17 protein-coding genes and 2 pseudogenes are annotated in these 19,519 nt (G+C 66.6%); 7 read left to right on the top strand and 12 right to left on the bottom strand.

Annotated elements, in window-relative coordinates:
- Positions 1-549: pseudogene (locus FXO23_RS52225) on the top strand (hypothetical protein); the annotation flags it as partial.
- A gap of 833 nt (positions 550-1,382) precedes the next feature.
- Here the strand turns inward: FXO23_RS52225 and FXO23_RS10955 are convergent.
- Positions 1,383-2,285: a trypsin-like serine peptidase gene (locus FXO23_RS10955; protein ID WP_246257120.1), complete on the bottom strand. Its 903-nt coding sequence runs from the start codon at positions 2,283-2,285 to the stop codon at positions 1,383-1,385.
- Between the two features lie 3,463 nt (positions 2,286-5,748).
- A complete protein-coding gene (locus FXO23_RS10950) occupies positions 5,749-6,594 on the bottom strand; it encodes a quinone oxidoreductase family protein (protein ID WP_158883554.1) in 846 nt (281 codons plus the stop codon).
- Positions 6,595-6,714: 120 nt separating this feature from the next.
- On the opposite strand from FXO23_RS10950, the pseudogene FXO23_RS52670 reads away from it, so the two are divergent.
- Positions 6,715-7,155: pseudogene (locus FXO23_RS52670) on the top strand (methyltransferase domain-containing protein); the annotation flags it as partial.
- An 18-nt stretch (positions 7,156-7,173) separates the two neighbouring features.
- On the opposite strand, the gene FXO23_RS51510 reads toward FXO23_RS52670, so the two are convergent.
- Both FXO23_RS51510 and FXO23_RS10940 read right to left on the bottom strand, forming a co-directional pair.
- Positions 7,174-7,725 (bottom strand): VOC family protein, encoded by a 552-nt coding sequence (locus FXO23_RS51510; RefSeq protein ID WP_246257119.1) that lies wholly within the window; start codon positions 7,723-7,725, stop codon positions 7,174-7,176.
- Positions 7,726-8,155: 430 nt separating this feature from the next.
- A complete protein-coding gene (locus FXO23_RS10940; RefSeq protein WP_158883552.1) occupies positions 8,156-8,431 on the bottom strand; it encodes a hypothetical protein in 276 nt (91 codons plus the stop codon).
- A gap of 459 nt (positions 8,432-8,890) precedes the next feature.
- Between FXO23_RS10940 and FXO23_RS10935 the strand changes: the two genes are divergently transcribed.
- On the top strand, positions 8,891-9,067 hold the full coding sequence (locus FXO23_RS10935; protein WP_158883550.1) for a hypothetical protein: 177 nt from the start codon (positions 8,891-8,893) through the stop codon (positions 9,065-9,067).
- Between the two features lie 228 nt (positions 9,068-9,295).
- On the opposite strand, the gene FXO23_RS10930 is transcribed toward FXO23_RS10935, so the two are convergent.
- The 3 genes from FXO23_RS10930 to FXO23_RS10920 all read right to left on the bottom strand — a co-directional run bounded on the left by FXO23_RS10930 (position 9,296) and on the right by FXO23_RS10920 (position 11,467).
- On the bottom strand, positions 9,296-10,120 hold the full coding sequence (locus tag FXO23_RS10930) for a DUF72 domain-containing protein (RefSeq protein WP_158883622.1): 825 nt from the start codon (positions 10,118-10,120) through the stop codon (positions 9,296-9,298).
- A gap of 298 nt (positions 10,121-10,418) precedes the next feature.
- Positions 10,419-10,652: a hypothetical protein gene (locus FXO23_RS10925; protein WP_158883548.1), complete on the bottom strand. Its 234-nt coding sequence runs from the start codon at positions 10,650-10,652 to the stop codon at positions 10,419-10,421.
- A gap of 239 nt (positions 10,653-10,891) precedes the next feature.
- The gene (locus FXO23_RS10920) at positions 10,892-11,467 is read right to left on the bottom strand and encodes a CGNR zinc finger domain-containing protein (RefSeq protein WP_158883546.1); all 576 of its coding nucleotides are present in this window, start codon (positions 11,465-11,467) and stop codon (positions 10,892-10,894) included.
- 82 nt (positions 11,468-11,549) lie between these two features.
- On the opposite strand from FXO23_RS10920, the gene FXO23_RS10915 reads away from it, so the two are divergent.
- Together FXO23_RS10915 and FXO23_RS10910 are read left to right on the top strand one after the other, a co-directional pair.
- Positions 11,550-12,725, top strand: a complete 1,176-nt coding sequence (locus FXO23_RS10915; RefSeq protein WP_158883544.1) for an epoxide hydrolase family protein — start codon at positions 11,550-11,552, stop codon at positions 12,723-12,725.
- Positions 12,726-12,912: 187 nt separating this feature from the next.
- Positions 12,913-13,257 (top strand): hypothetical protein, encoded by a 345-nt coding sequence (locus FXO23_RS10910; protein ID WP_218951944.1) that lies wholly within the window; start codon positions 12,913-12,915, stop codon positions 13,255-13,257.
- Between the two features lie 54 nt (positions 13,258-13,311).
- Here the strand turns inward: FXO23_RS10910 and FXO23_RS10905 are convergent, their stop codons facing one another.
- Positions 13,312-13,695 (bottom strand): STAS domain-containing protein, encoded by a 384-nt coding sequence (locus FXO23_RS10905; protein WP_158883540.1) that lies wholly within the window; start codon positions 13,693-13,695, stop codon positions 13,312-13,314.
- 234 nt (positions 13,696-13,929) lie between these two features.
- Between FXO23_RS10905 and FXO23_RS50725 the strand changes: the two genes are divergently transcribed.
- A complete protein-coding gene (locus FXO23_RS50725; protein ID WP_179956739.1) occupies positions 13,930-14,085 on the top strand; it encodes a hypothetical protein in 156 nt (51 codons plus the stop codon).
- A 55-nt stretch (positions 14,086-14,140) separates the two neighbouring features.
- Complete coding sequence (locus tag FXO23_RS10900) at positions 14,141-14,539, top strand: STAS domain-containing protein (protein ID WP_158883538.1); 399 nt, start codon at positions 14,141-14,143, stop codon at positions 14,537-14,539.
- Here FXO23_RS10900 and FXO23_RS10895 read toward each other — a convergent pair whose 3' ends face one another.
- The 4 genes from FXO23_RS10895 to FXO23_RS10880 form a co-directional block, all read right to left on the bottom strand.
- Complete coding sequence (locus tag FXO23_RS10895) at positions 14,540-15,280, bottom strand: ATP-binding protein (RefSeq protein WP_158883536.1); 741 nt, start codon at positions 15,278-15,280, stop codon at positions 14,540-14,542.
- A gap of 61 nt (positions 15,281-15,341) precedes the next feature.
- Complete coding sequence (locus FXO23_RS10890; RefSeq protein WP_158883534.1) at positions 15,342-15,917, bottom strand: GNAT family N-acetyltransferase; 576 nt, start codon at positions 15,915-15,917, stop codon at positions 15,342-15,344.
- Positions 15,914-17,032: a SagB/ThcOx family dehydrogenase gene (locus tag FXO23_RS10885; RefSeq protein ID WP_158883532.1), complete on the bottom strand. Its 1,119-nt coding sequence runs from the start codon at positions 17,030-17,032 to the stop codon at positions 15,914-15,916. Before FXO23_RS10885 ends, FXO23_RS10890 begins: the two co-directional genes overlap by 4 nt.
- A gap of 596 nt (positions 17,033-17,628) precedes the next feature.
- Entirely contained in the window at positions 17,629-19,485 is a 1,857-nt protein-coding gene (locus FXO23_RS10880) for an asparagine synthase-related protein (protein WP_158883530.1), read from the bottom strand.
- Positions 19,486-19,519 lie beyond the last annotated feature (34 nt).

The raw sequence follows: 19,519 nt of genomic DNA, 5'->3' as shown, positions 1-19,519 counted from the left end.
GGTAACCACCTCAACGGCCAGCCCCTGCCCAGCGCTACCGCCGGCGGCGCCACCGCACCCACCGCTCCGACCGCGCCGACCGCTCCCACGGCGCCGACGGCTCCGGTCGCACCGGTTGGTCAGGCCGGTGTGCCGGCGCAGACGGCTGATGTTGCGCCGACGGCTCCCGTTGGTGAAGCGGGTGTGCCGGCGCAGACGGCTGACGTCGCGCCGACAGCGCCGGTGGCCCCCACGGCTCCGGTCGGTGAGCCTTGCGCATGCTCGGCGACCGACGAAGCAACCGCTGCGGAACCGATCGTGGAAGTGGTGACCAACTCGGCGCCTGCCGGTGACCCCGCGACCGGCGGCGATGGCGGAGCCGCGGTGGCAGACCAGAAGTCGGTCGACGCGACTCCGAGTGCGGCGTCGACGCGATATGCCGCACGCCCAACCGGGCCCGAGACTGAGAACGGCAAGGGCTCCGACACCGGTGACATCGTGGCCACCGTTGTCGACTCTGCCTCGGCGGCCGTCAAGGAACTGGGCGCGGCCGCGAAATCCACAAAGTAGGCACTACTGGAACCCAGCCCATCTGTGGCTGGACTCCCGGCCGGATAACGGCCGAGAGGAAACCCGTGAGGTGGGGCGCCGAGATCGACTCGACGCCCCACCTCACGCTCCCCAACGGCGGGCACCTGTGACACGAGGTAGCTGGCCAACCGCCTTACCCTGAAAAAGGAGGTTTCGGCCCTCCGGCGCGACTAAGACTGCACCGGAGGGCCTCCGTAGCCCGCTTGCCATGCCGCAACACCTAGCGGTTCGGGCCAGAGCGCAGCCTCAATGAGAGGCCATTCTCGGAGTTCAATGTAATGAGTATCGGCCGATCCCGCATCACACTGACGGGCAATATCGGCGGAAATCCCTGATAGTAGCCGAGAAGCACCCATGCGAACAGCTTGCGGATGATCTCAGCCTATGGCCAATTTTCTCAGTCGAAGGCTCCCATTCGCTCCCCAACAGAAGTGATCGGTCATGCGGAGGTAGAGCATTGGACGGTCTGACAGCTGCTTGGACAAGATACGGCGGACGTGTTCCCATGCATCTTGGTGGATGCTGTTAGTGAGAACGCTCGCGGTCAGCTGTGCCGTGCTGGCAATCTATTTCGCCACGCTCGGCATTGTCAGCGGCGTGGCTTGGACTTGGGGGTTCGCGGCGATGTTCGGCGTCCTCGCTGGCCTAGCAGGGAGGAAGCCCTGGCGGCGACGGCGGTACTGACAGAGTCCAATCCACGTACGGGCCGCCTTGAGCCGAGCGTCGTAGTAGCAGCTCCGCATCTTGCTGTCAGGAGGTCTCTCCGGCACAGCTCTGGCGTTACGCTTACGCGTTCTCGAGGTTGACCCAGGTTAGGCCACCCCAGCCGATGCGTAGACCGCCTGAACGACACTACCGAAATAGGGACCCCACATCATGCCTGGATCGTTGGAATATTTGAAACTGTTTACCGAGTTCAGGCGACCGCGTGTGAGCCAACCACCACCGGAAGCACCACTGGTCATGTCGCACTTCAGGCCTTGACTGGTGGTTCCTTGAGAGTCTTGTATCGCCGTTCCCGAACACGAGTACAAGTTCTGGCCCTTGTACTGTGAAGTCGCAGGATATCCATACGATGTGTATGTCAGACCACGAGGGAGGTTGAAAGAGATCGGGTAGGATCCGGCTACCTGCGTGAGGCTGCGACCGTCCGAGCTCTTGTTCATTGCGGCAAAGCCAACGTCGTAGTCGAAGTCACCTGAGGCGGCCCATTTCTGCGCAGTGAACAGTTTCCTAGCTGTCCAGGTGCCGTAAGGCCGGGCCCCATTGTCGTAGGCAGGCACGAACGCGAAGTTGGTGGCGAATGCGCCAGGTCCTTCGTGCAGGCAGTGGCCGGCAGTCGTCACGACATCACCGTTCCTGCTTTCCGTCGAGGCACCCGAACACACGTAGTTGACCCCTCCCACGGTGAAGAACACCTTCCCAAGTCTTGGTTGTGCGGGTACAAGCGCCGCGCCATCGCTCCGCGCCCCCGACGGCCGCTTCACACCAAGGCTCAATCGGGACCTGGCCGGCACGGCAGCGGCCATTCGCTCGGTGGTCCAATACGCCACGATACGGTCCTGCTCCTCCCTGGTAGTCGCGGCGTCTTGATGCACAACCTGACGTTTGGCTTCCGCTTCTGATGGCGGAGCAATCACGACGACGCCGACGACGGCCGCGGCGTCTACCATCAGGGCGCAGGCGACCAGAGATCGAATGAGACGTGTCTTCATGCTGATCTCCCGATGTTGAAACGTCGGCAACGTTGACGACGATACACATCGAATCTAAGCGAGCGAACCCATTCCGGCTAGTCCCGTCATGCAATGAAGATCCGGACACGAGGTCACGGTTCGCGTTGCTATGAATCACTCGCCAAGGTGTTTTTGGGTCTGAAAGTGTTTTCATGAACGCAGGCGCGTGTTCGGGGTATCTCGCCACGCGCGGCGTGGACGCTTGCGGGAGTGCTTGAATTCCCGGGCAATACCGAACGCACGGATAGCTGCCCGCCCGGACTGTATGCTTCGTCAACTGCAAAAGGGTGGCGGACGCCGCACAGGGATCGAGGTACGCGCGACACTCCCATTGTGGTCCGTTACCAGAACGTCAGCGCGGACGACGAACCTGTCTCGCAGGGGAATCCTGAAACAATCGGGTATCACCCGTGCTGCTGTCTTCTCGTCGCCTCGGCCACCCTGGCGGCGGACGATCGTCCCTGACATCTTGCCGACGTCGGCATGCGCTGGGGCACTACACACCCGAACTTCGGGCACGTGACGGCCCCGGCACCACCCACACGACAGGCCGAAAGCTGGCCTACACGCGACACCGAACTCCAAGCGCCGCCAGATCGCGCGAAGCAGTACGTGAGCGATATCACCAACACTTTCCCAAGCGTGAACTGAAGTGATCGAGCGACCGGCGTCATGTACTTCCGCACAGTGCATCCAACACGCATGGCTGCTTCTAGCAGCGCCCAACCACGACGATGGAGGAAACATGAATCGCCCTATCGCGCGCGCAGGTCTTGTCGGTGCCGCACTCGTGTTCACAGTCTTCCTGGGGCCTCCACAGCTGGAGCGGCTGAACCGCAGCCTGAGAAACGTCAGCAGGTGTTCAGCTCCCTTGGGATGGACAACATGAAGGCCTGCTCGCAATGGGCCATGGACAACGAATACTTCTTGCGTGGCTATGGGTACACGAACGTAACCGCGAACTGTAGCGGCGTCAGCGTTCCCTACGTCTGGGGCTGGGTAGTGGGCACCGTTGAGGCCAGCTGACCCGGTGCTGCCACCCTGCACGACACGAGCGATGGCCCTGTGGTGCGTCGATTCCCTCGCATGGGGAGCATGAGACCGGCGCCGGGAACGCAATCGCGGACGTCAACCAGGCTCCGCTGTGTGAGACGGAACCGATCGAGATCGAGGGTAGTGCACTGCCGGCACGGCGGAACTCGACCCGAAGTTCCTGCACCTGGCCGGGAGCGAGAATGCCCCAAGGCTACAGCGTCTGACCAGCATGATCAGTCTTCCCCGTGTCGATTGGCCGCGGCTCGGAGAGCGGACTGGAGTGCGGTGACGTCGGCGTCGGTAACTGGCTTGCTGGCAGCGCCCTGGCCGCTGCCGTCCGCCACGTTGGGGAGATCCGGCAATTCGGCCGAAAAGTCGTAGGCGGCCCACCGATCGCCTTCGGCCTGCAAGTGCTCGGCCGCCCGCTCGACTGCAGATGGATGAGGCCGTGCTGGCGGCCTCCGAAAATGTGGGGAACCCTGCTCGCTCTTGCGTGAGGTTGGCGGAAACAGGCCGATGCTCGAGCGAATGCGTTACGGCGGTAAGCGCAAGATCCGTGTTTCCCGCCGATCTCCCCAGCCGGTCGGAGTGTCCTTGATTTACGTCGGGTGCCGCCGTTGCCGACCGCGACACGAGACGCTCCAGGTAATGCTCGATCAGCAGAACGACTAGGTGCTGGAACGGCCAGCCGCAGCCCGCTGCATCCGTTCCAGCACCTGCAGCTTTGCTGACACGAGACATCCTTTCAAGTCGCGTCACGCGATGGTGGCGGGCAAGCGAGAATTGTCCAAACCGTCGAGTCCGGTTGTCCGCAGGCGCCTGGGGCGGTCAAATGACGCCCCCCGAGGCTTCGACCGCCCCAGACGCTCCCATCTGACTGCACAAATGATCGCCGTCGCAGCTTCTGCGACCTTGGCTCACTCGATTGAAGGATGAACGTCACTCCATCCGGCGACCAGTGGCGACGCGACGCTTCGTTGAGCAGGCTGCCGGACTTCTCAGTGAAGTCCGGCAGCCTGGCCTCGGGCTTCGGGGGGCTGGAGCCCAAGTGCCATCAGTTTACGACCGAGTAAGTTTCGGGTGTAGTAGCACGATCGGGCGATAGCCTGGCCGGAAGGTGGGTCACCTCAGAGCACTCGACCTGGCGTAATCGAGTTCGCGGTGACCTTCGGTATTCCAAAATTGAGAGAAAAGGTTGGGATCCAATCAAGGTTGGTATGCCCTGCTGCTGGTTTGACGTCACGCGGCCCCCGGCTCAATGAGGGGGCTTATTGAGCCGGGGCCGCGCCCCATCTCGCAAGGACTGTCCGAGTGTCCCCTTCAAGGACTGCCCTGGGCTGGAGCGCCGTGTACGACCGCTCTTGTTCGCTCCAGCAAGTTCAGTCTCGTTAGAATCGACTGCCAGAAGGCGTGGCAACTGACCTTCGGGTGCTGCTATAGGCCCCGCGCGGGCCAACTCCACTGCATCTCAATTTAGACATGATCGTGAGCGACTGATCTGCAGGCTATGTGAAGGATGCGTATTGTGCCCAGCACACGGTTGATGCCTGAGTTGTCACGGGCCTGGTCTCACTCGCTTGTCAAGGTCAGATCCGCTGGCGCCTCCCGATCACGGTCGGAATTGCCGGTGTCGAATCGGTTGTGCTAACAGCCCGAACATGCCTAGATCGTCACGCGAGCACCAGATACTCCTGCTTATCCGATGCTGAAAGCGCCGACTGCCGGTCAATCGGCGGGAACCTCCCTCGCGAGCCTCGTTGCCGGGATTCCGCACACCGTCGGTGCCCGGATCGTCGCTCGCCGCAGACGGAGAAACGGAGAACGGAAAACCCGATCAGGCGATGCGGCAACAATGAGCCGTCGCCGATCTTGTGCAGTGTGACGGGGGTTGACCGTTGCCAGCACCTTGTCACACGGAGATGAATGGGACGGCCAGCACCCTCCCCAGTGCTGGCCGCGGGTGAGCGGCCCCCGGCATGAACCTCGAACACGTCACCGCCGGGGGCCGCGTCAACTCGATCAGCGAAACTCTCCTCGCGATGACCACCGCCGCGCGGAGGACCCCGCGGCGCGCACACACCACCCAGTGGCCGAACGACCTGGAATCGCTATTGCCACGAGCCAGTTCGCGACGCCCGCCGGACGTTTGGTGGGACGCGATCTCCGCCACGAGCGCCCGCACAAGGCTGCGCGCATATCCCTTGTCAGCGCCCCCTCGGCGGGTTCAGAGCACGCGCGGCGCACGCCGCCGACATCGTCCGCCGGGTCGGCACATCGTGCATGCACGCTACTAGTCAGAGATCATTGCGGCCTCGCGGTGTCGAGGCCGGCGCCATCCTGGATCATTTGCTCTTCGAAGACCCGGGCACAGCCTCGTGCGTGGTTTGCTGCCCGCTGAGTGATGCTGTTAGGCCTTTGTGGACGGTGTCCCGCTGGTGATCAGGAGTAGCTTCCCCGTGGTGCGGCGGGATTCGAGATCGCGGTGCGCCTGGGCCGCCTGCTTGAGCGGGTAACGCCCACCCACCGCCACGGCCAGCCTCCCCGAGGCGATCATCGCGAAGAGGTCCGCCGAGTGTGCCAGCAGTTCCTCGCGGGTGGCGATGTGGTCATGGAAGACCGGGTAGCAGATCTTGATGCTGCGCGGGAGCTCCTGCATGCCGATCGTCGGGACTTTCCCGATGAAGGGGCCGTAGTAGAGCAGGGTGCCGTTGCGGCGCAGGGCGCGCATGGACGCGCGAAACGTCGACTCGCCGTTGCCGTCGAACACCGCGTGGACGCCTTCGCCGCCGGTGAGCCGCAGGGCTTCGCCAACGAACGCTTCGCCGGTCGAGACCAGCACGTGGTCGGCGCCGGCGTCCTTGGCGGTGGCCACCTTCTCCTCGCGGGAAACCACGCCGATCACCTCGGCGCCGCGGCGCTTCGCGATCTGGGTGATCAATCGCCCCAGCCCGCCCGCCGCGGCGTGGACGAGGACGACGTCGCCGTCCTGGACCGGGTATACCTCGGTGGTGAAGTGGTGGGCGGTGATGCCCTGCATCATCACGGCGGCGGCGGCTTCGTCGGAGATCTCCGGCGGTACGGGCACCGCCGATGCCGCCGGGAGGACGATCTTGCCGGCGTAGCTGCCGTAGGCGTAGACCCAGGCGACCCGGTCGCCGACGGCGAATCCGGTGACGCCGGGACCGAGCGCCCGGATCACGCCCGCCGCCTCGACGCAGAAGGGGCGACCGGTGCCGGACGGAGGCACCGACATCGACTACGGCTCGGGGCAGCACGGCGGCGGCCGTTGACCTCCTCGCCTGCCCAGCGTCTGGCCGACGAACTCGCCCAGGCCGGTGCGCTGCCCGCCGAGTGGCGCACTGCCTTCCGGGCGGTGCCGCGGCACCTGTTCGTCCCGGACGCGTTTTGGATCGGGGACGAAAGCCCCTTGGAACCGGTGCAGCGCGCTGACGATCCGCAGCGTTGGCTCGACCTCACCGCGAGCGACATTCCGCTCATCACCCAGGTGGACGACGGCGCCACCCCGCCCGGTAAGCCGGGGCGGTATCCGAGCAGCTCGGTCAGCCAGCCCTCGCTGGTTGCGATGATGCTCGACCGGGCCCAGTTCGCCGCAGGCCACACCGTCCTGGAGATCGGGACCGGCAGCGGCTACAACGCGGCCCTGCTGTGCGAACGGCTCGGCGAGGCGAACGTGACCACTGTCGAGATCGACCTCGACGTCGCCGAGCGAGCGCGGGCGGCTCTCACCAGCGCGGGCTACAAGCCCGCCGTGGTCAGCGCCGATGGCGAACAGGGCTGGCCAGCCCGCGCACCCTACGAGCGTGCGGTTCGGCTACTGGTTGCCGGAATTCGCGATGCCGCGCAATGTAGCGTCAAGAGAGTCGAACATGTAGGTCGAACCACCCTCCCACGGCGGCACGGCCTCCTCACCCTTTGCCGGGGCGTACAACCACCAGATGTTGCCCCACGGGTCTCGTAGGCGCGCCAGGTCCTCGCCGCCGTAGAACGGCGTCACCTCAGTGATCACGATGGCTTTTCGCTCGACGGCGCGGTCCAACACCTGCTGGGCATCGTTCACATAGACCTGGAGCAGCGCCGGCAGGACCGGCCATCCTGGCTGCCTGTCGCCCAGCAGGAGCACTGAGTCGCCGATCTGCACCTCGGCGTGGATCAGTGATCCTGACGGCATCGGCGTGCGCGCCTCCTCGCGTTCCTTGCCGTCGAAGACTTCTTCGACAAAGGTGATCAAGTCGGCTGCGCCGTCGACGATTGCGAACGGGTTGAGCGTACGCTCACCCGGCGGTAGGTCTGATCCAGTACGGACAATGGTTGTCAACGTGGTGATCCCTTCTCGTTTGCCTGTGATCGCCACGGTATGCCCCATGTAGGTCAGCCTGTGTCCTGGATTAATACGGTAGCGGAAGCAGTCTCACCTGACGTTGACCCGCGAAGCCGCCGAACAGCCGGTGCGGCGCCCGGCGTGACGGGAACCGCGCGAATCCGTCACACCCGACATCATCTGGCCTTGTCATCCGCTCCGGCCGGAAATTCAGTGAATCCCCGTCAATGGAGGAGAAGGCGGTCAAACCGCCCGACACGGGAATTCACGCGCCCCGGCTGTAGCTCGGCTGAATCGGTACGCCGCGAACACACCGCTCCCGGCGCGTCGACCTGCCCGAAGCGCAGCGCCACCAGTTCGCCGTCGATCACGACGTCGCCGAGGGCGAACTGGTGGCCGCGGCGATCTCGGGAAGCGGGCGGCCAGGTCCTTGCCGGTAAGGAATCCGTCCCCGGGCGCCGCTCCCGGCGTTAGATCAGGGTTGCTGGTCCTGGTCCTGGTCCTGGTCAGGCTCTGGCTCTGGCTCGGTTGTCGGTTGAGCGGCCTGCTGCTTGCCGCCGAGCAGGCTGTTGATGAGGGGGCCGACGACGGGGAGGTCGCCCAGGCCGCCGCCGAGTTGCCGTGCCTCGCTGGTGGATTGCTCGATATCGGTGCCGGTGGCCGGTTGGTCCGCGTTCGCGGCGCCGGTGCCGGCGGCGATCCCGCCGAACGTGGCGGCGACCAGCGCCGCCGCGGCGAAGGTTTTCCGCATGACATCTCCCTTTCTGCGTGATGGGAATGCCACGTTAGGAACACCCATCCCGAGCACGACCGCACGACACGGCGCGCACCCGGCCTTCCACCACTTCGCAGGATCCCCCAGACGTGCGCGCACACCCCTCTCCCGCCGGGGCCACCCCCGAAGCCAGCCAGGTCAGAAGCATTGCGAGACCCCACAACCCCGCGAGAACTGGAGACCACCCCGATCACCCAGCACGGTCATAACCGCGGCGCACCGCCGCCGAGCGATTGCCTGGATGTGGCCGCGCTCTCCGCGCACTGGCTCGCCGCAGCCGCGCCGACGTCCGGGCGAGCAACTGCTCGAGGCGGCGCGGCCGCCGGGGAACGTCCCGGTGCCTGGGTGTGTTGAACTGCGTGGTGTCGAGCGCAGGAGGTCACCGGGCAGCTGCTCGCGCAGTGGGAAGCGCAGGTCCGTACCGGGATCGAGGCAATGCGCGACAGCGGGAACGTCCGCGCGGACATCGATCCTGGCTTCACGGCGATGGCGATCATCACGGCGATCCAGGGCGGGGTCGCGATTCTGATGTCGACCGGGTCCGCTCGCTACCTGGAGAGCGCACTGGACCTTTGCCTCGATCACCTGCGTCCGGCCGGTGCGGCGTCCTAGTAGTTGTGGCACGTTTCGTTGGCTGGCCACCCGGCTGCGCCGACTTCTTCGATCTGGGCGGGCGTTCTCCGCTGGCCCTCCGCCTGGTGAGCCGGATTCGCTCGCCGCGGTGCTGCCGCTGAGGAAGGAGGGTGACCGCACGCCGGTGTTCCTCGTCCACCTGGGCGGCGGACTGAGTCGGTGCTACTCACGTTTGCTCCCGTACATCCCCAAGGGGCACCCGGTCGCTCAGAACAGGGTCGCGGGCTCAACCGGCTCGGGCTCGGGCAGGGTGTCGAGGCCGGGCACGAGCGTTCGCACGTCGTCGTGGAATCGGCGGGCGAGCGCGGGCGCGTCGTCGTTGTCGGGGGTGTGCAAGAAAACCGTCGGCGACCGGCCCTCGCGCAGCCAGTCGGCGACCACCGCGGTCCAGGGCCGCCACCCCTCGACTGTCTCCTCGACCGAGTCCCGGCCCAGGTAGCGGACAATCGGCTGGTCGGTCAGTGCCCGGGTCCGCCGCGGCAGCCGCGGTTTCCTGGCCCAGGCATCCTGCGCGGCCTCGCTGGTCGGCGGGCTCTGGAAGAAGACCGTGGTGTCGAAGGGCACCCATTCGGCGTTCGCGTCAGCGAGCGTCCTCTCCAGCAGCGACGTCGAGCCGGAGTCGGTGAAGAACCCGGGGTGACGCACCTCCACGGCGCGCCGGCGGTCGGCTGGCAGCCTGCGCAGGAAGCGGCCGAGGGCATCGACGTCCGAAGGGCCGAACGAGCCGGGCAACTGGGTCCACAGGACCGCCCGTTCGCCAAGGGGTTCGAGCGCGTCCAAGAACGCCCGCATCTCGGCCTCGACACCGACCAACCGGCACTCGTGCGTGACGACCTTGGGCAGCTTGACCACGAACCGGAAGCCGGGATCGGTCTGCCGCGCCCAAGTCGCGACGGTGTTCCGGGCGGGGGTCGCGTAGAAGGTGGTGTTGCCCTCGACCGCGTTGCACCAGCCGGCATAGGCCCGCAGGCGCTCCTTGGCCGGCAGCGACTGCGGCAGGAACCGCCCGAGCCACGCCTTGTGGGTCCACATCGCGCAGCCGACATGAAGACGTGCCACTCCGCCAACTCCCATCGATCGTGAGTGACGATAGCGTGTTGCCGGCTCGAAGGGACGGCGGCAGCCGACGACTGGAGCAAAACCTGGAGCACAGGTGCGAGGCCAGCAGCAGTGCGAGGGTCAGGGGTTCGTCCATTGTGGACATTGCTGCTGTTGCCAGTTCAGTAACTGGAGCGGATCCGCCGCGTTTGGCGGCCGGGTTCGGGCAGGCGCCGTGGAGTGGGTGGCGGGCGGGCCTTCTGGGCGAGGTGTCCCGCCCGCCACGTGACCGCTAGTCGAAGTCGAGGATTTCGATTCCGAAGATCTCCAGAAGCTCGTCGTCATCGTCGTCATCATCGACGTCGATATCGATGTCGACATCGTCGTCGTCGCGGGCCGCCGGGGCCGTCATCGTGTGGTCCGGCCCCGGAGCTGGGGTGGCTGCGGCGGTGGCCGTGGCGCCGGCGGACAGCAGGCCCAGGCCCATCGCGGCGGCGACCAGGGCGGTACGGGTAAGGGCGCGCATGGGTCCTCCTCATCATTGTTGGTTCGATTTGCCTTGCCGAGGTTGGGTTCACGGTTCTCCGATCGAGAAACAAGTCAGCCCCTTGTGGGTGGGCGACGCCAGGACGGGAGGACAACGCCGTGGTCAGCCCCGTATATCCAGGCAGACCGAGATGTCTTCGAGCCCGCCGACCCGGATTCGGCAGGCGACGTGACCACCTCATCGGGGTATCCGCGGTCCTGGTGCCGTTTAGGTAACGATCACTCCGGTGATCTGGAGTTCTTGCGCTGGTTGGCATTGAAGCGCGCCTTCTTCTGACGATTCCCGCACGTGTTCATGTCACACCATTTGCGGGTGCGACTTTGGCTGGTGTCGAAGAAGGCGGCTTGGCAGGTTGGTGATGCGCACAAGGCCAGTTTTCCGGCTCGTTCGCCTGAGATGATGCTGATCGCGTCGGCGGCGATCACGCTGAGGGCATCTTCCACGCGGGAAGCCGAGCTGAGCCGCCATCGCCGCTTACCCTCGGGCGTCAGGATGGCCGCGGCCCGCCCCTGAGCGCTGCGGTCGTTGATGACTTGGACAGCAGACGCGGGGAGAGCGTCCTGGAGCGCGGCCGCGGTCGCGGCGGCGTGAATCGACTCCCTCAGTTCCCGAGCGAGCTCGAGCTGGGCGGTGGTGCAGGAGTCCACGGCGAGGCCGTTCACCGCCAGCCAGTCGACGAGTCGCTGCGGCGTGGGAATGCGCTCCACAGCGTCGCCGCGACGCTCCGTCAGAGTCGCCGTGAAGCTGGTCGCCAGCACGCTACCGAGGCGAAAGTCAGGGAACCCAGCACGCATGGAACCACCTTAGCTGGTTGCCCGCGGACATGACGACATGCTAGAACCGTCTTAGCCGGTTCCGCGATAGCCAGGAGGTCTCATGCCTTGTCTCACCAGCGACGTGCAAGTATTTGAAGCCCACGCAACCGACGCTGACCTCGACGATCTGCGCGCGCGACTGGCCGCGGCGCGGCTACCGGAGGCTGAGACGGTCTATCGCGCCGCGCCCGACCCTCGCCGATGGGAACAGGGCGTTCCCCTCGCCGACCTCGTCGATGTCGTGAACTACTGGCGCACCGGGTACGACTGGCGGTCGTTCGAAGAGCGCCTTGACCGGATCGGCCAGTTCCGCACGACCATCGATGATCTGGGAATCCACTTCCTGCACCGCCGATCCGCGCGCGCGGATGCCACTCCGCTGATCCTGACGCACGGCTGGCCAGGCAGCATCGCCGAGTTCATCGACGTAGTAGACGAGCTGGCAGATCCGAAAGACGCGGACGCGCCGGCGTTCCACGTCGTGGTTCCGTCGTTACCAGGCTTTGGTTACAGCGACAAACCGGCCACCACCGGGTGGGGAACCGAAAAGATCGCGGCCGCATGGGTGGAACTGATGGGAAGGCTCGGCTACCGCGAGTTCGCCGCCCACGGCGGCGACTGGGGCGGTAATATCACCACGGTTCTCGGCGGCCGGTTCCCGGCGCACGTTCTCGGCATCCACACGACGTTCGCGGAGGGACCGCCCGGGTTGTCAACGGACGGGCTGACGGCGGTCGAGCGCGAGTGGGCCGAGGAAACCCGCGATTTCTACGAGGGCCCCCACGGGGCGTACGCGAAGCAGCAGGCGACCCGGCCGCAGACCATCGGCTACTCGCTCGTCGACTCACCGGTCGGGCTTCTCGCCTGGATCCTGGACAAGTTCGCCGAGTGGTCAGACACCGAAGACAGCCCGTTCGAGACGATTTCCCGAGACCGCGTTCTCGACGACGTCACCCTGTATTGGCTGACGCGGACCGGCGCATCGTCGGCCCGCATTTACTACGAAAGCCACAACTCGCTCGATCCCGAACTTCGGGTCGACGTCCCGTCAGCGATCACCATGTATCCCCGCGACATCGAGAAGTGTCCGCGCCCCTGGGCACAGGAGCGGTACCGGCAGATCGTCCGATGGAGGTCGCCGGAAATCGGGGGACATTTCCCGTCGCTGGAGGTGCCCGAGTATTTCGTCAAAGACCTGCAAGAGGGCCTCGCGGCAGTGCTGGCCGCCAATCGGTGAACGCGGCTGGGTGCCCACTCGATCACCGCCTGATCTTGCTCAAGGCGTTGCCCAACGGCTGTATCTACCTGTCCTGACGGAACCGGGTTACCCCGGGCGGGGGATCCGCCTGCCGGATTTCGGCTGCTCCGAACGTGTCCGAACGTTCCGCGGTGCGGCCGGTCGGCCTGCCTTCAATGTTGACGCGGTGACCGCGAACGGGTGGATTGACCACCGCGCGAATGCGAGAGGGGACAGGCTGATGGTCATGCGAAACGATCATGACAGCATTTTCGATCATGTTTCTCCCGGCGAGTTGGCCGAGGTGGTGCGGGTGTTCCTGCCGCGGGGCTCTTCCACATTGGATCCCACCGCACCGGAGACCTTGGAGTCCGCGGTGTACCTGTTGTGCAGGATGGCGCGCGAGCACCAAGGAGATGAGCTCGGCGCGGTCGCGAAACGGGTGGCCGACCAACTCCATCTCGGTGTTCCGGCGATGGTGGTGCACCGTTCGCGTGCGGTGCTGCTCACGCGACTCGCCGAACTGGCGTAAACCCGAACGAGCGACGCATGCTCATGGGGAATGCCGAGCCTGGGGAATCGTGGGTCACCCGGCGTCGAGCGCCTGCGCGCAGGAGTCGAACAGGCGCAGGTGTCCCGCCAATCCCATGAGTTCCAGCGGGCGACGTACCACCCGGTGGCCGCCGACGACCCGGAAGCCGGTTCCGACGCCTGCGGCTTTCGCGTCGACCTGCGCCAGCGTGTTGATACCGGGGCTGCTGAGGAAAGAGACCTCGGTCAGGTCCGCGACGAGCACCCCGGGCGGAGGCGGGGCGAGTGCTTCGAGCAAAAGCGTGGACCATTTCTGGCAGGTCGCGAGGTCGATTTCCCCGCGTGCGGCCACGACCACCACGCCGGGGCCGGGATTGGTGACCACCACGGTCAGGGCATCTCGGCGTACCCCCAGTGTCGAGTGGTCGTCCATGGCCATGCAGCGCCTCCCTTGACTGTTCGGCGAGCCGCTCGTGCCACGCTACGGCGCACCCGACACCGGGACAAGACACGAAAGAGGTATCCGCACGCTTACGGAGAGCCCGGGCGTCCGGAGCCTCCCGCTGTGTTTGGCGACCGCGTCTGGCGGGTATCACCGCATAGCACTTCCGCAGCGCCGTGATTCGCTCGGTGACGTCGAGCGGATCACGATGCATTCGGCGAAGGAGTTCCCGTGATCATTCTTGGCGTCATCCTGCTTGTGGTCGGCTTGCTCACCGGCCTTTCGATTGTGTGGACGATCGGCATCGTGCTGATAGTGGCGGGCGCCGTGCTGGCCATTCTGGGTGGCACGGGCCGGAGGGTCGGTGGCCGAGCGCACTGGTTCTGAGGGCGAGACCCGACTCGAGCCACCGGGACAATCTCAATGCGGCAGAATGTCAGGGGTGTCCGAGTTGGAGTCGCGTGGCCGGGGCCTGTTCCGCGAATCGATCACGACAACTGCGGAGAGCCACGGCCCGACGGTGGTCCTGCGGGTCAGCGGTGAAGTCGACGTGCTGACTTCGGGACAGTTCGAGGAATCGATGCGCGCTGCGCTGCGTGCGCGTCCGTCGGCGCTGATCGTGGATTTGTCGCTGGTCACGTGCTTGTCTTCGGCGGGGTTGTCGGTCCTGCTCGCCGCACACCACGACTACGGCGAACACACCCGGCTTCGATTGGTCTGCGCCGGTGATGCGACGTTTCGGCCCTTGCACCTCACCTGCCTCGCGGAAAGGTTCGCTATTCATCTTTCCCTGACCGAGGCTCTTGCCATGGAAAGAATATCTCGCAAGGCAGAAAACTGATCAGGCGTGTGCCCAGCCCGGATGCTCGCCGGTGAGGAGCACGGCCCAGACGACCTTTCCCCCGTTCATGGTGGGGGTGCACCCCCAGGCTTTCGCCAGGCGCGCGGTGAGCAGCAGCCCGAATCCCGAGGTCCGCGGGTTCTGCTCGGTCAGGACCGCGGGGCTGGGATCGTCGTCGTAGACGGCGACGGTCAGGCGGTTGCGACGGAGCTCGAGCCGAAGTTCGATATCCGAACAGGTGTGCCGCAGAGCGTTCTCCACGAGTTCGGTGGCGACGATGACGGCGTCTTCGACGACGGTGCCGGGCTGTTGCCAGTTGGCGCAGACAGCGCGGACGTGGCGCCGTGCCCGGCCTGAGTTCTCCGGAAACCACAACAGGCGCACGGTGGACCGTCGGTGTGGTGGTGATCGGTCCAACGAGTCGAGGGCGGTTTCGAGGTTTCGATATGTCGGTACGAATCGGCTGATCAAATTGGCGCTCAGGAGTCGCCGATCGGTGTCCCGCCGCGTGAGGAGCACCAGCGGGATGCCCGGCCAGTTCACGATGCGCATCCACACGTGCGGGAAGACGAGCATCGAGCGGTGGCAGGGCAGCCGCAAGCCGGTGACGTCCGCGATCAGCGCATCCGGGCCCGCGGTGGCACATTTCAGCAGGTAATCGCGCACCGCGGGGTACGTTTGGATGTCCAGGACCCCGGCGAGCCGGGCCAGCGCGTATCCCTCGCCGGCCGGCTCCGTCACCGACAACCGCACGGTGGATGGTTCCTGCGCGGACATCGGGCCCCTTGCTGGTTCACCGGACTTACTCGGCAGTGTAGGTGTGCCGGTGTTCGGGCGAAACGCTGGTTCTTGCCTCAGGATGGGGCATTGGCAGCCGCTTGGCCAACGTTACGCTGGATTCGCGGTAGCCGAGCTTCCGGGTGAGCGAGCGCGCGGCCGTATTGTCCCCGAGGGTGCGCGCGTAGACGGTGTCCATACCGGCTGTCCGGATCTCGTCTTCGAGTGCCCGCATGATGGCGGCGCCCTCGCCCTGACCGCGAAAGCGTTCATCGACGTGGAGATCGTAGATCCAGGCGACCCGCTCGCGGCCGGACGGATCTTCGCCGAACCAGGTCATGCCGATCCGGTGTCCGCCCCGGTAAGCGGTGTAGAAGTGGTGGCCGCGGGTGCTGAGCCCTTCGGGAAGCAACGCGGCGAACTCGTCGGCGGCTCGTTGCCGGGCCCGCCCGGCCGTCCAGGTGCCGGCCCGGACCCGGTCGTCGGCGTAGCTGGTGATCGTGTGGGTGCGGTAGTCCGCGAACTCGTCCTCGCTCATCGGGATGAGCCGGACCGGTTCGCGCACCGCCGGTGGACGGTGGTCCGCGCCGGGGGCGGTCATCGCCGCAATGCCGTCCGGATGAAGGTGCTCAGCCGGGCGGGTGGTGGGGCCCGCCGCGGGTCCGGATGGGGCCATCCGGCGGCGAGGACGTAGAGGGGAGTGTGGCCGATGTTGTCCAAGCCGCAGCGTTCGGCGAGCGGGGTGTCGTGGAAGGCGCCGGTCTGCGCGGGACCGAGGCCGAGAGCGGTAGCGGTGAGGGCGAAGGTCTGGGCGAGATGGCCGGCGTTGAGCAGGCAGACCCGGTAGCAGCGGGGGTTCCGGTACTTGCAGCTCATCCGGTCGAGGACGGCGCTGAGGACGACCAGGAACGCCGCGTCACCGGCCCAGGCCTGGTCGGCGCACAGGTGAGCGGCTTCCTCGGCGGTGAGCCCGGGCGACCGCAACTCCAGTGCGTGCTCGTGCACGTTGTAGTGGTACGTCCCCGGTTCGACGCCGCTGACGTTGCGGATGGCGAGGTAGGCGTCGAGTTCCTGCCGGGCGCCGCCGGCCGGGCTGGTGCGGCGGAACAGGGCGCCGTGGCCGCAGTCGATGAAGTCGACCGGGCCGAACGTGGTGGCCAGGAGGACGGCGAGGGTGGCCAGTGGCACCGGGTCGGGGGTGAAGTCGCGGTGCGTGCGGCGCTCGTAGAGCACCTGGTCGTAGGGGACGCGCAAGTCGCCGGGGCGGCGGGGCAGCAACACCCGCGGCGCGTCGGGGTAGTCGGTGAACAACGCGGGCGGGGGCGTGTCCCACTGCGCCGAGTCGGCCTCGCAGGCGGCCAGTTCCTCCTCGGTGGGGTAGTGGCCGTCCTGGGTGGCGTAGTGGAAGAAGGACGCCTCGGGCGCCCACGTTTCCCATTGGCCGGCGATCTGCTCGTCGCGGGCCGCCTCCGGGCTCTCTTCGGCCAGCAGCAATCCGGCGCTGGTCAGGGCGTCCACGGATTCCGCGATGGTTTCCGGGGTGAGGTGGTCCAGCAGTTCGGCGGCTTTGGCGGGTTCGATCCAGTCGTCGAAGGCGGACAGGATTTCGGCGGCGACCGGATGCAGGGCGGTCGGCGTTCCGCCGGAATAAGGGTGGGCGACGAAGGAACCCGCGTGCCAGTAGCAGGTCACGCAGGTGGCGCGGCGAAGGCGCATGACGAACTCCCATAATCCGTGGCGGAATCACGCGGGCGGTCAGCGAGCGAATGGTTCTGGCAGAGGCCGCGACCCGTGCGGGCCGCGGCCCGTACGCGACATCGGGTTCACTTGTATTCCCAGCGCCAATGCCAGCGAGAAGCCTTCCGGTCCTGCCGGACGAACGCTCGAGCGTTGATGGAAATCGCGCGCATCGTGATCACCCTCCTTTCCCGGTCTTGCGATATGGGCCCTACACAACGAGAGTGCCCCGATATGTGCCGCCAGTGGCGGGATTGAACCCAATCCGCTGAAGGCCGGAAGCGGACCCGTCGCCGTCGCCGCCAGCGGTGTCCGGATTGGCCGAGGAAAGGGAAAAGCGCCATTATCGTGGAAATAGCGGAGGGTTCGCGGGTAGTGCGCGGACATCGTCCGTCCCGCGCATCCGGATCGTCTCCACACCCACAAGAGGGCCGAGCCTGCCCGGCCGTCCGGGGCGGGCGCCCGCGGTGGGCGCACAGGGATGCGCGCCCTGCCCGTTGAGCCGCCAGTGCTCCACGGCCCAGCGAAGTCTCACGGCGGTAGCCGGGCCCGTTCGGGTATGGCGCACGGGCTGCTCATGACCTTTTCGCCTCCTCCAATGGTTTTTCCCCGCGTCGGACGAGGTTGGCCGGGTCCGCGATCTCGCGCGACCAGATCTCGGCGCCGAGCGTCATCTCCAGGTTCGCGGTCAGATCGTCGGCCTCGGCGTGCGCGGGTGTGCGCAGGCTGGTGCGGAGCGCATCGAGGTCGATCAGACCGCGGGCGGCCAGCACCGAGTCCGCGAACAGGTCGAGGAGATCGGGAAGGTGCCGTTGCCGAGCGAATTCCACGTCCTCCTCGTAGACGCCCTTGGTGTTCCGGTTCAGGATCAGCTCGGGTACCTGTTCCCGGAGCGCCTCCGCGAGCACCGGTTTGAAGCGCCACGGCGTGTACCGCTCCCGGGGACGGACCGAAAGCGCGGCCTCGACCACCCGGTCGTCGAGGTAGGGCAGCTCCAGCGGGAGGCCGTGCGCGGCGTACTCCCAGCGGAGCTGCCGGTACACCGGACCCGTGGTGCGGATGAGCGTCATCGCCTCGTGCTGTCCCCGATCGTTCGACAGTGGGGTGACCTCGTCGGCGATGTCATGCAGCACTTCCCGGGTGACACTCACCGCTTCGGCGGTAGCCCACGGCGTCGCCCGCACCTGCGCCCCCCAGCCCAGGGCCGGGGCACGCGGATGCGGTGGTGGCCCGGTGAGATTGTCGGCCGAGTCCCGCCACCACGAGCTCAGGTCCTGGTGGTCCAGCAGGCCGGTGAGCGTGGGCAGCAGCGGCCAGCGGCCCAGTGCCCGATATACGCGCAGTGCCCGGAGCGCTTTGACCGGGGCAGCGCGGAACAGGGTGTGCAGATAGGCGGCGCTTCCGGTGAACAGCTCGTCGCCACCGTTCCCGGCGAGGTGCAGCCCGGAGCCGTGCTCGATGAGGAGCCGGATGCCGTACCTGAGCCGGTTCATCCCCCGGGATTGGAACCGCGGCGCTTCCGTGCCGGGCAGCGAGTACGGCGGTGCGAACACCGGCGGGCCTTCGTCACCCGCGACCTCGAGGTGCTCGGCCCGAGCCAGCATCCGCGCGGCTTCCGCCGCGTAGGCCGGGTCATCGTTGAGCTCACTGCCTTCGGTCCAGCGAAAGGTGAGGAGTTCGGGAGTGCGTTCTGCCGCCAGGAAGCACAGCGAGGTGGAGTCCATTCCACCGGAAAGGTCGGCGGAAAGTTTGCCGCGGGCCGGTTTTCGCCCGGCGACCGCCTCCCGCAGGGCCTCCCGGACCTGCAGGGCGCCGACCTTCAGCGGCAGGTTCGGCTCCGGCGGGACCCACCACCCGACCGTCCGCGCGGAGCCGCTGTGGGGGAGCATCAGGTAGGAATCGGGCGCGACGCTCTGCACGCCTCGCCACCAGCTCCGCTCGTTGAGCGGCGTGATGAACTGCGCGTACGCCACGCTCGCCGCGAGCAGGTCTTCGTCCGGTTCGGCGCCGATCATCGCGGCCAGCACGTCGGCCCGGTCGCTCGCGATCGGCACCTCGTCCAGCCGGGCGCCGAAGACCCGGCGCGTCCCGGTGATGGTGCCCTGGAACCGGACCTGGCCGTGAACGGACGCGACGAGATGCGCACTTCCCGGCAACGCCCCCGCGACCTCGTCCAGATCGGCCAGTCCGCGTACGCGGTCGGCGAGCGCGGCGAGTTTCCCGGCGGTGATCGGGCAGCAGCCGAATACCGCGATCCGTACCTGCCCCAGTTGGGCCACCACGAGTTCCTCCGGCGGCCAGTGGCCCACCAGCCACGGCCGCCCGGACGGGTGCGTCACGATGGTGGGCCGGTGGTGCGGGACCCGCCGGTGCGCCCAGACGCCGCCGGGAGAGTCCGGGAAGGCGACCAGGCTGTTGGTCAACGCGTGCATGTGGCCTCCACAAACCGGGTGAACTGCGGACGTT

The organism is Amycolatopsis anabasis, assembly GCF_009765355.1.
GTDB lineage: Bacteria > Actinomycetota > Actinomycetes > Mycobacteriales > Pseudonocardiaceae > Amycolatopsis > Amycolatopsis anabasis.
The sequence above is the reverse complement of the archived record's forward strand: the minus strand, read 5'-3'. Positions and strand labels throughout refer to the sequence as shown.

Bases quoted from the DNA above. Each gene is read 5' to 3' on its own strand.
- FXO23_RS10905 (WP_158883540.1), bottom strand. From the start codon at position 13,695: ATGGCCATGGACGACCACTCGACACTGGGGGTACGCCGAGATGCCCTG.
- FXO23_RS10950 (WP_158883554.1), bottom strand. From the start codon at position 6,594: ATGTCGGTGCCTCCGTCCGGCACCGGTCGCCCCTTCTGCGTCGAGGCG.
- FXO23_RS10930 (WP_158883622.1), bottom strand. From the start codon at position 10,120: ATGTGGACCCACAAGGCGTGGCTCGGGCGGTTCCTGCCGCAGTCGCTG.
- FXO23_RS10920 (WP_158883546.1), bottom strand. From the start codon at position 11,467: ATGCGTGCTGGGTTCCCTGACTTTCGCCTCGGTAGCGTGCTGGCGACC.
- FXO23_RS10925 (WP_158883548.1), bottom strand. From the start codon at position 10,652: ATGCGCGCCCTTACCCGTACCGCCCTGGTCGCCGCCGCGATGGGCCTG.
- FXO23_RS10940 (WP_158883552.1), bottom strand. From the start codon at position 8,431: ATGCGGAAAACCTTCGCCGCGGCGGCGCTGGTCGCCGCCACGTTCGGC.
- FXO23_RS10885 (WP_158883532.1), bottom strand. From the start codon at position 17,032: ATGCGCCTTCGCCGCGCCACCTGCGTGACCTGCTACTGGCACGCGGGT.
- FXO23_RS10915 (WP_158883544.1), top strand. From the start codon at position 11,550: ATGCCTTGTCTCACCAGCGACGTGCAAGTATTTGAAGCCCACGCAACC.
- FXO23_RS10935 (WP_158883550.1), top strand. From the start codon at position 8,891: ATGCGCGACAGCGGGAACGTCCGCGCGGACATCGATCCTGGCTTCACG.
- FXO23_RS10890 (WP_158883534.1), bottom strand. From the start codon at position 15,917: ATGACCGCCCCCGGCGCGGACCACCGTCCACCGGCGGTGCGCGAACCG.
- FXO23_RS10880 (WP_158883530.1), bottom strand. From the start codon at position 19,485: ATGCACGCGTTGACCAACAGCCTGGTCGCCTTCCCGGACTCTCCCGGC.
- FXO23_RS51510 (WP_246257119.1), bottom strand. From the start codon at position 7,725: ATGGGGCATACCGTGGCGATCACAGGCAAACGAGAAGGGATCACCACG.
- FXO23_RS10955 (WP_246257120.1), bottom strand. From the start codon at position 2,285: ATGAAGACACGTCTCATTCGATCTCTGGTCGCCTGCGCCCTGATGGTA.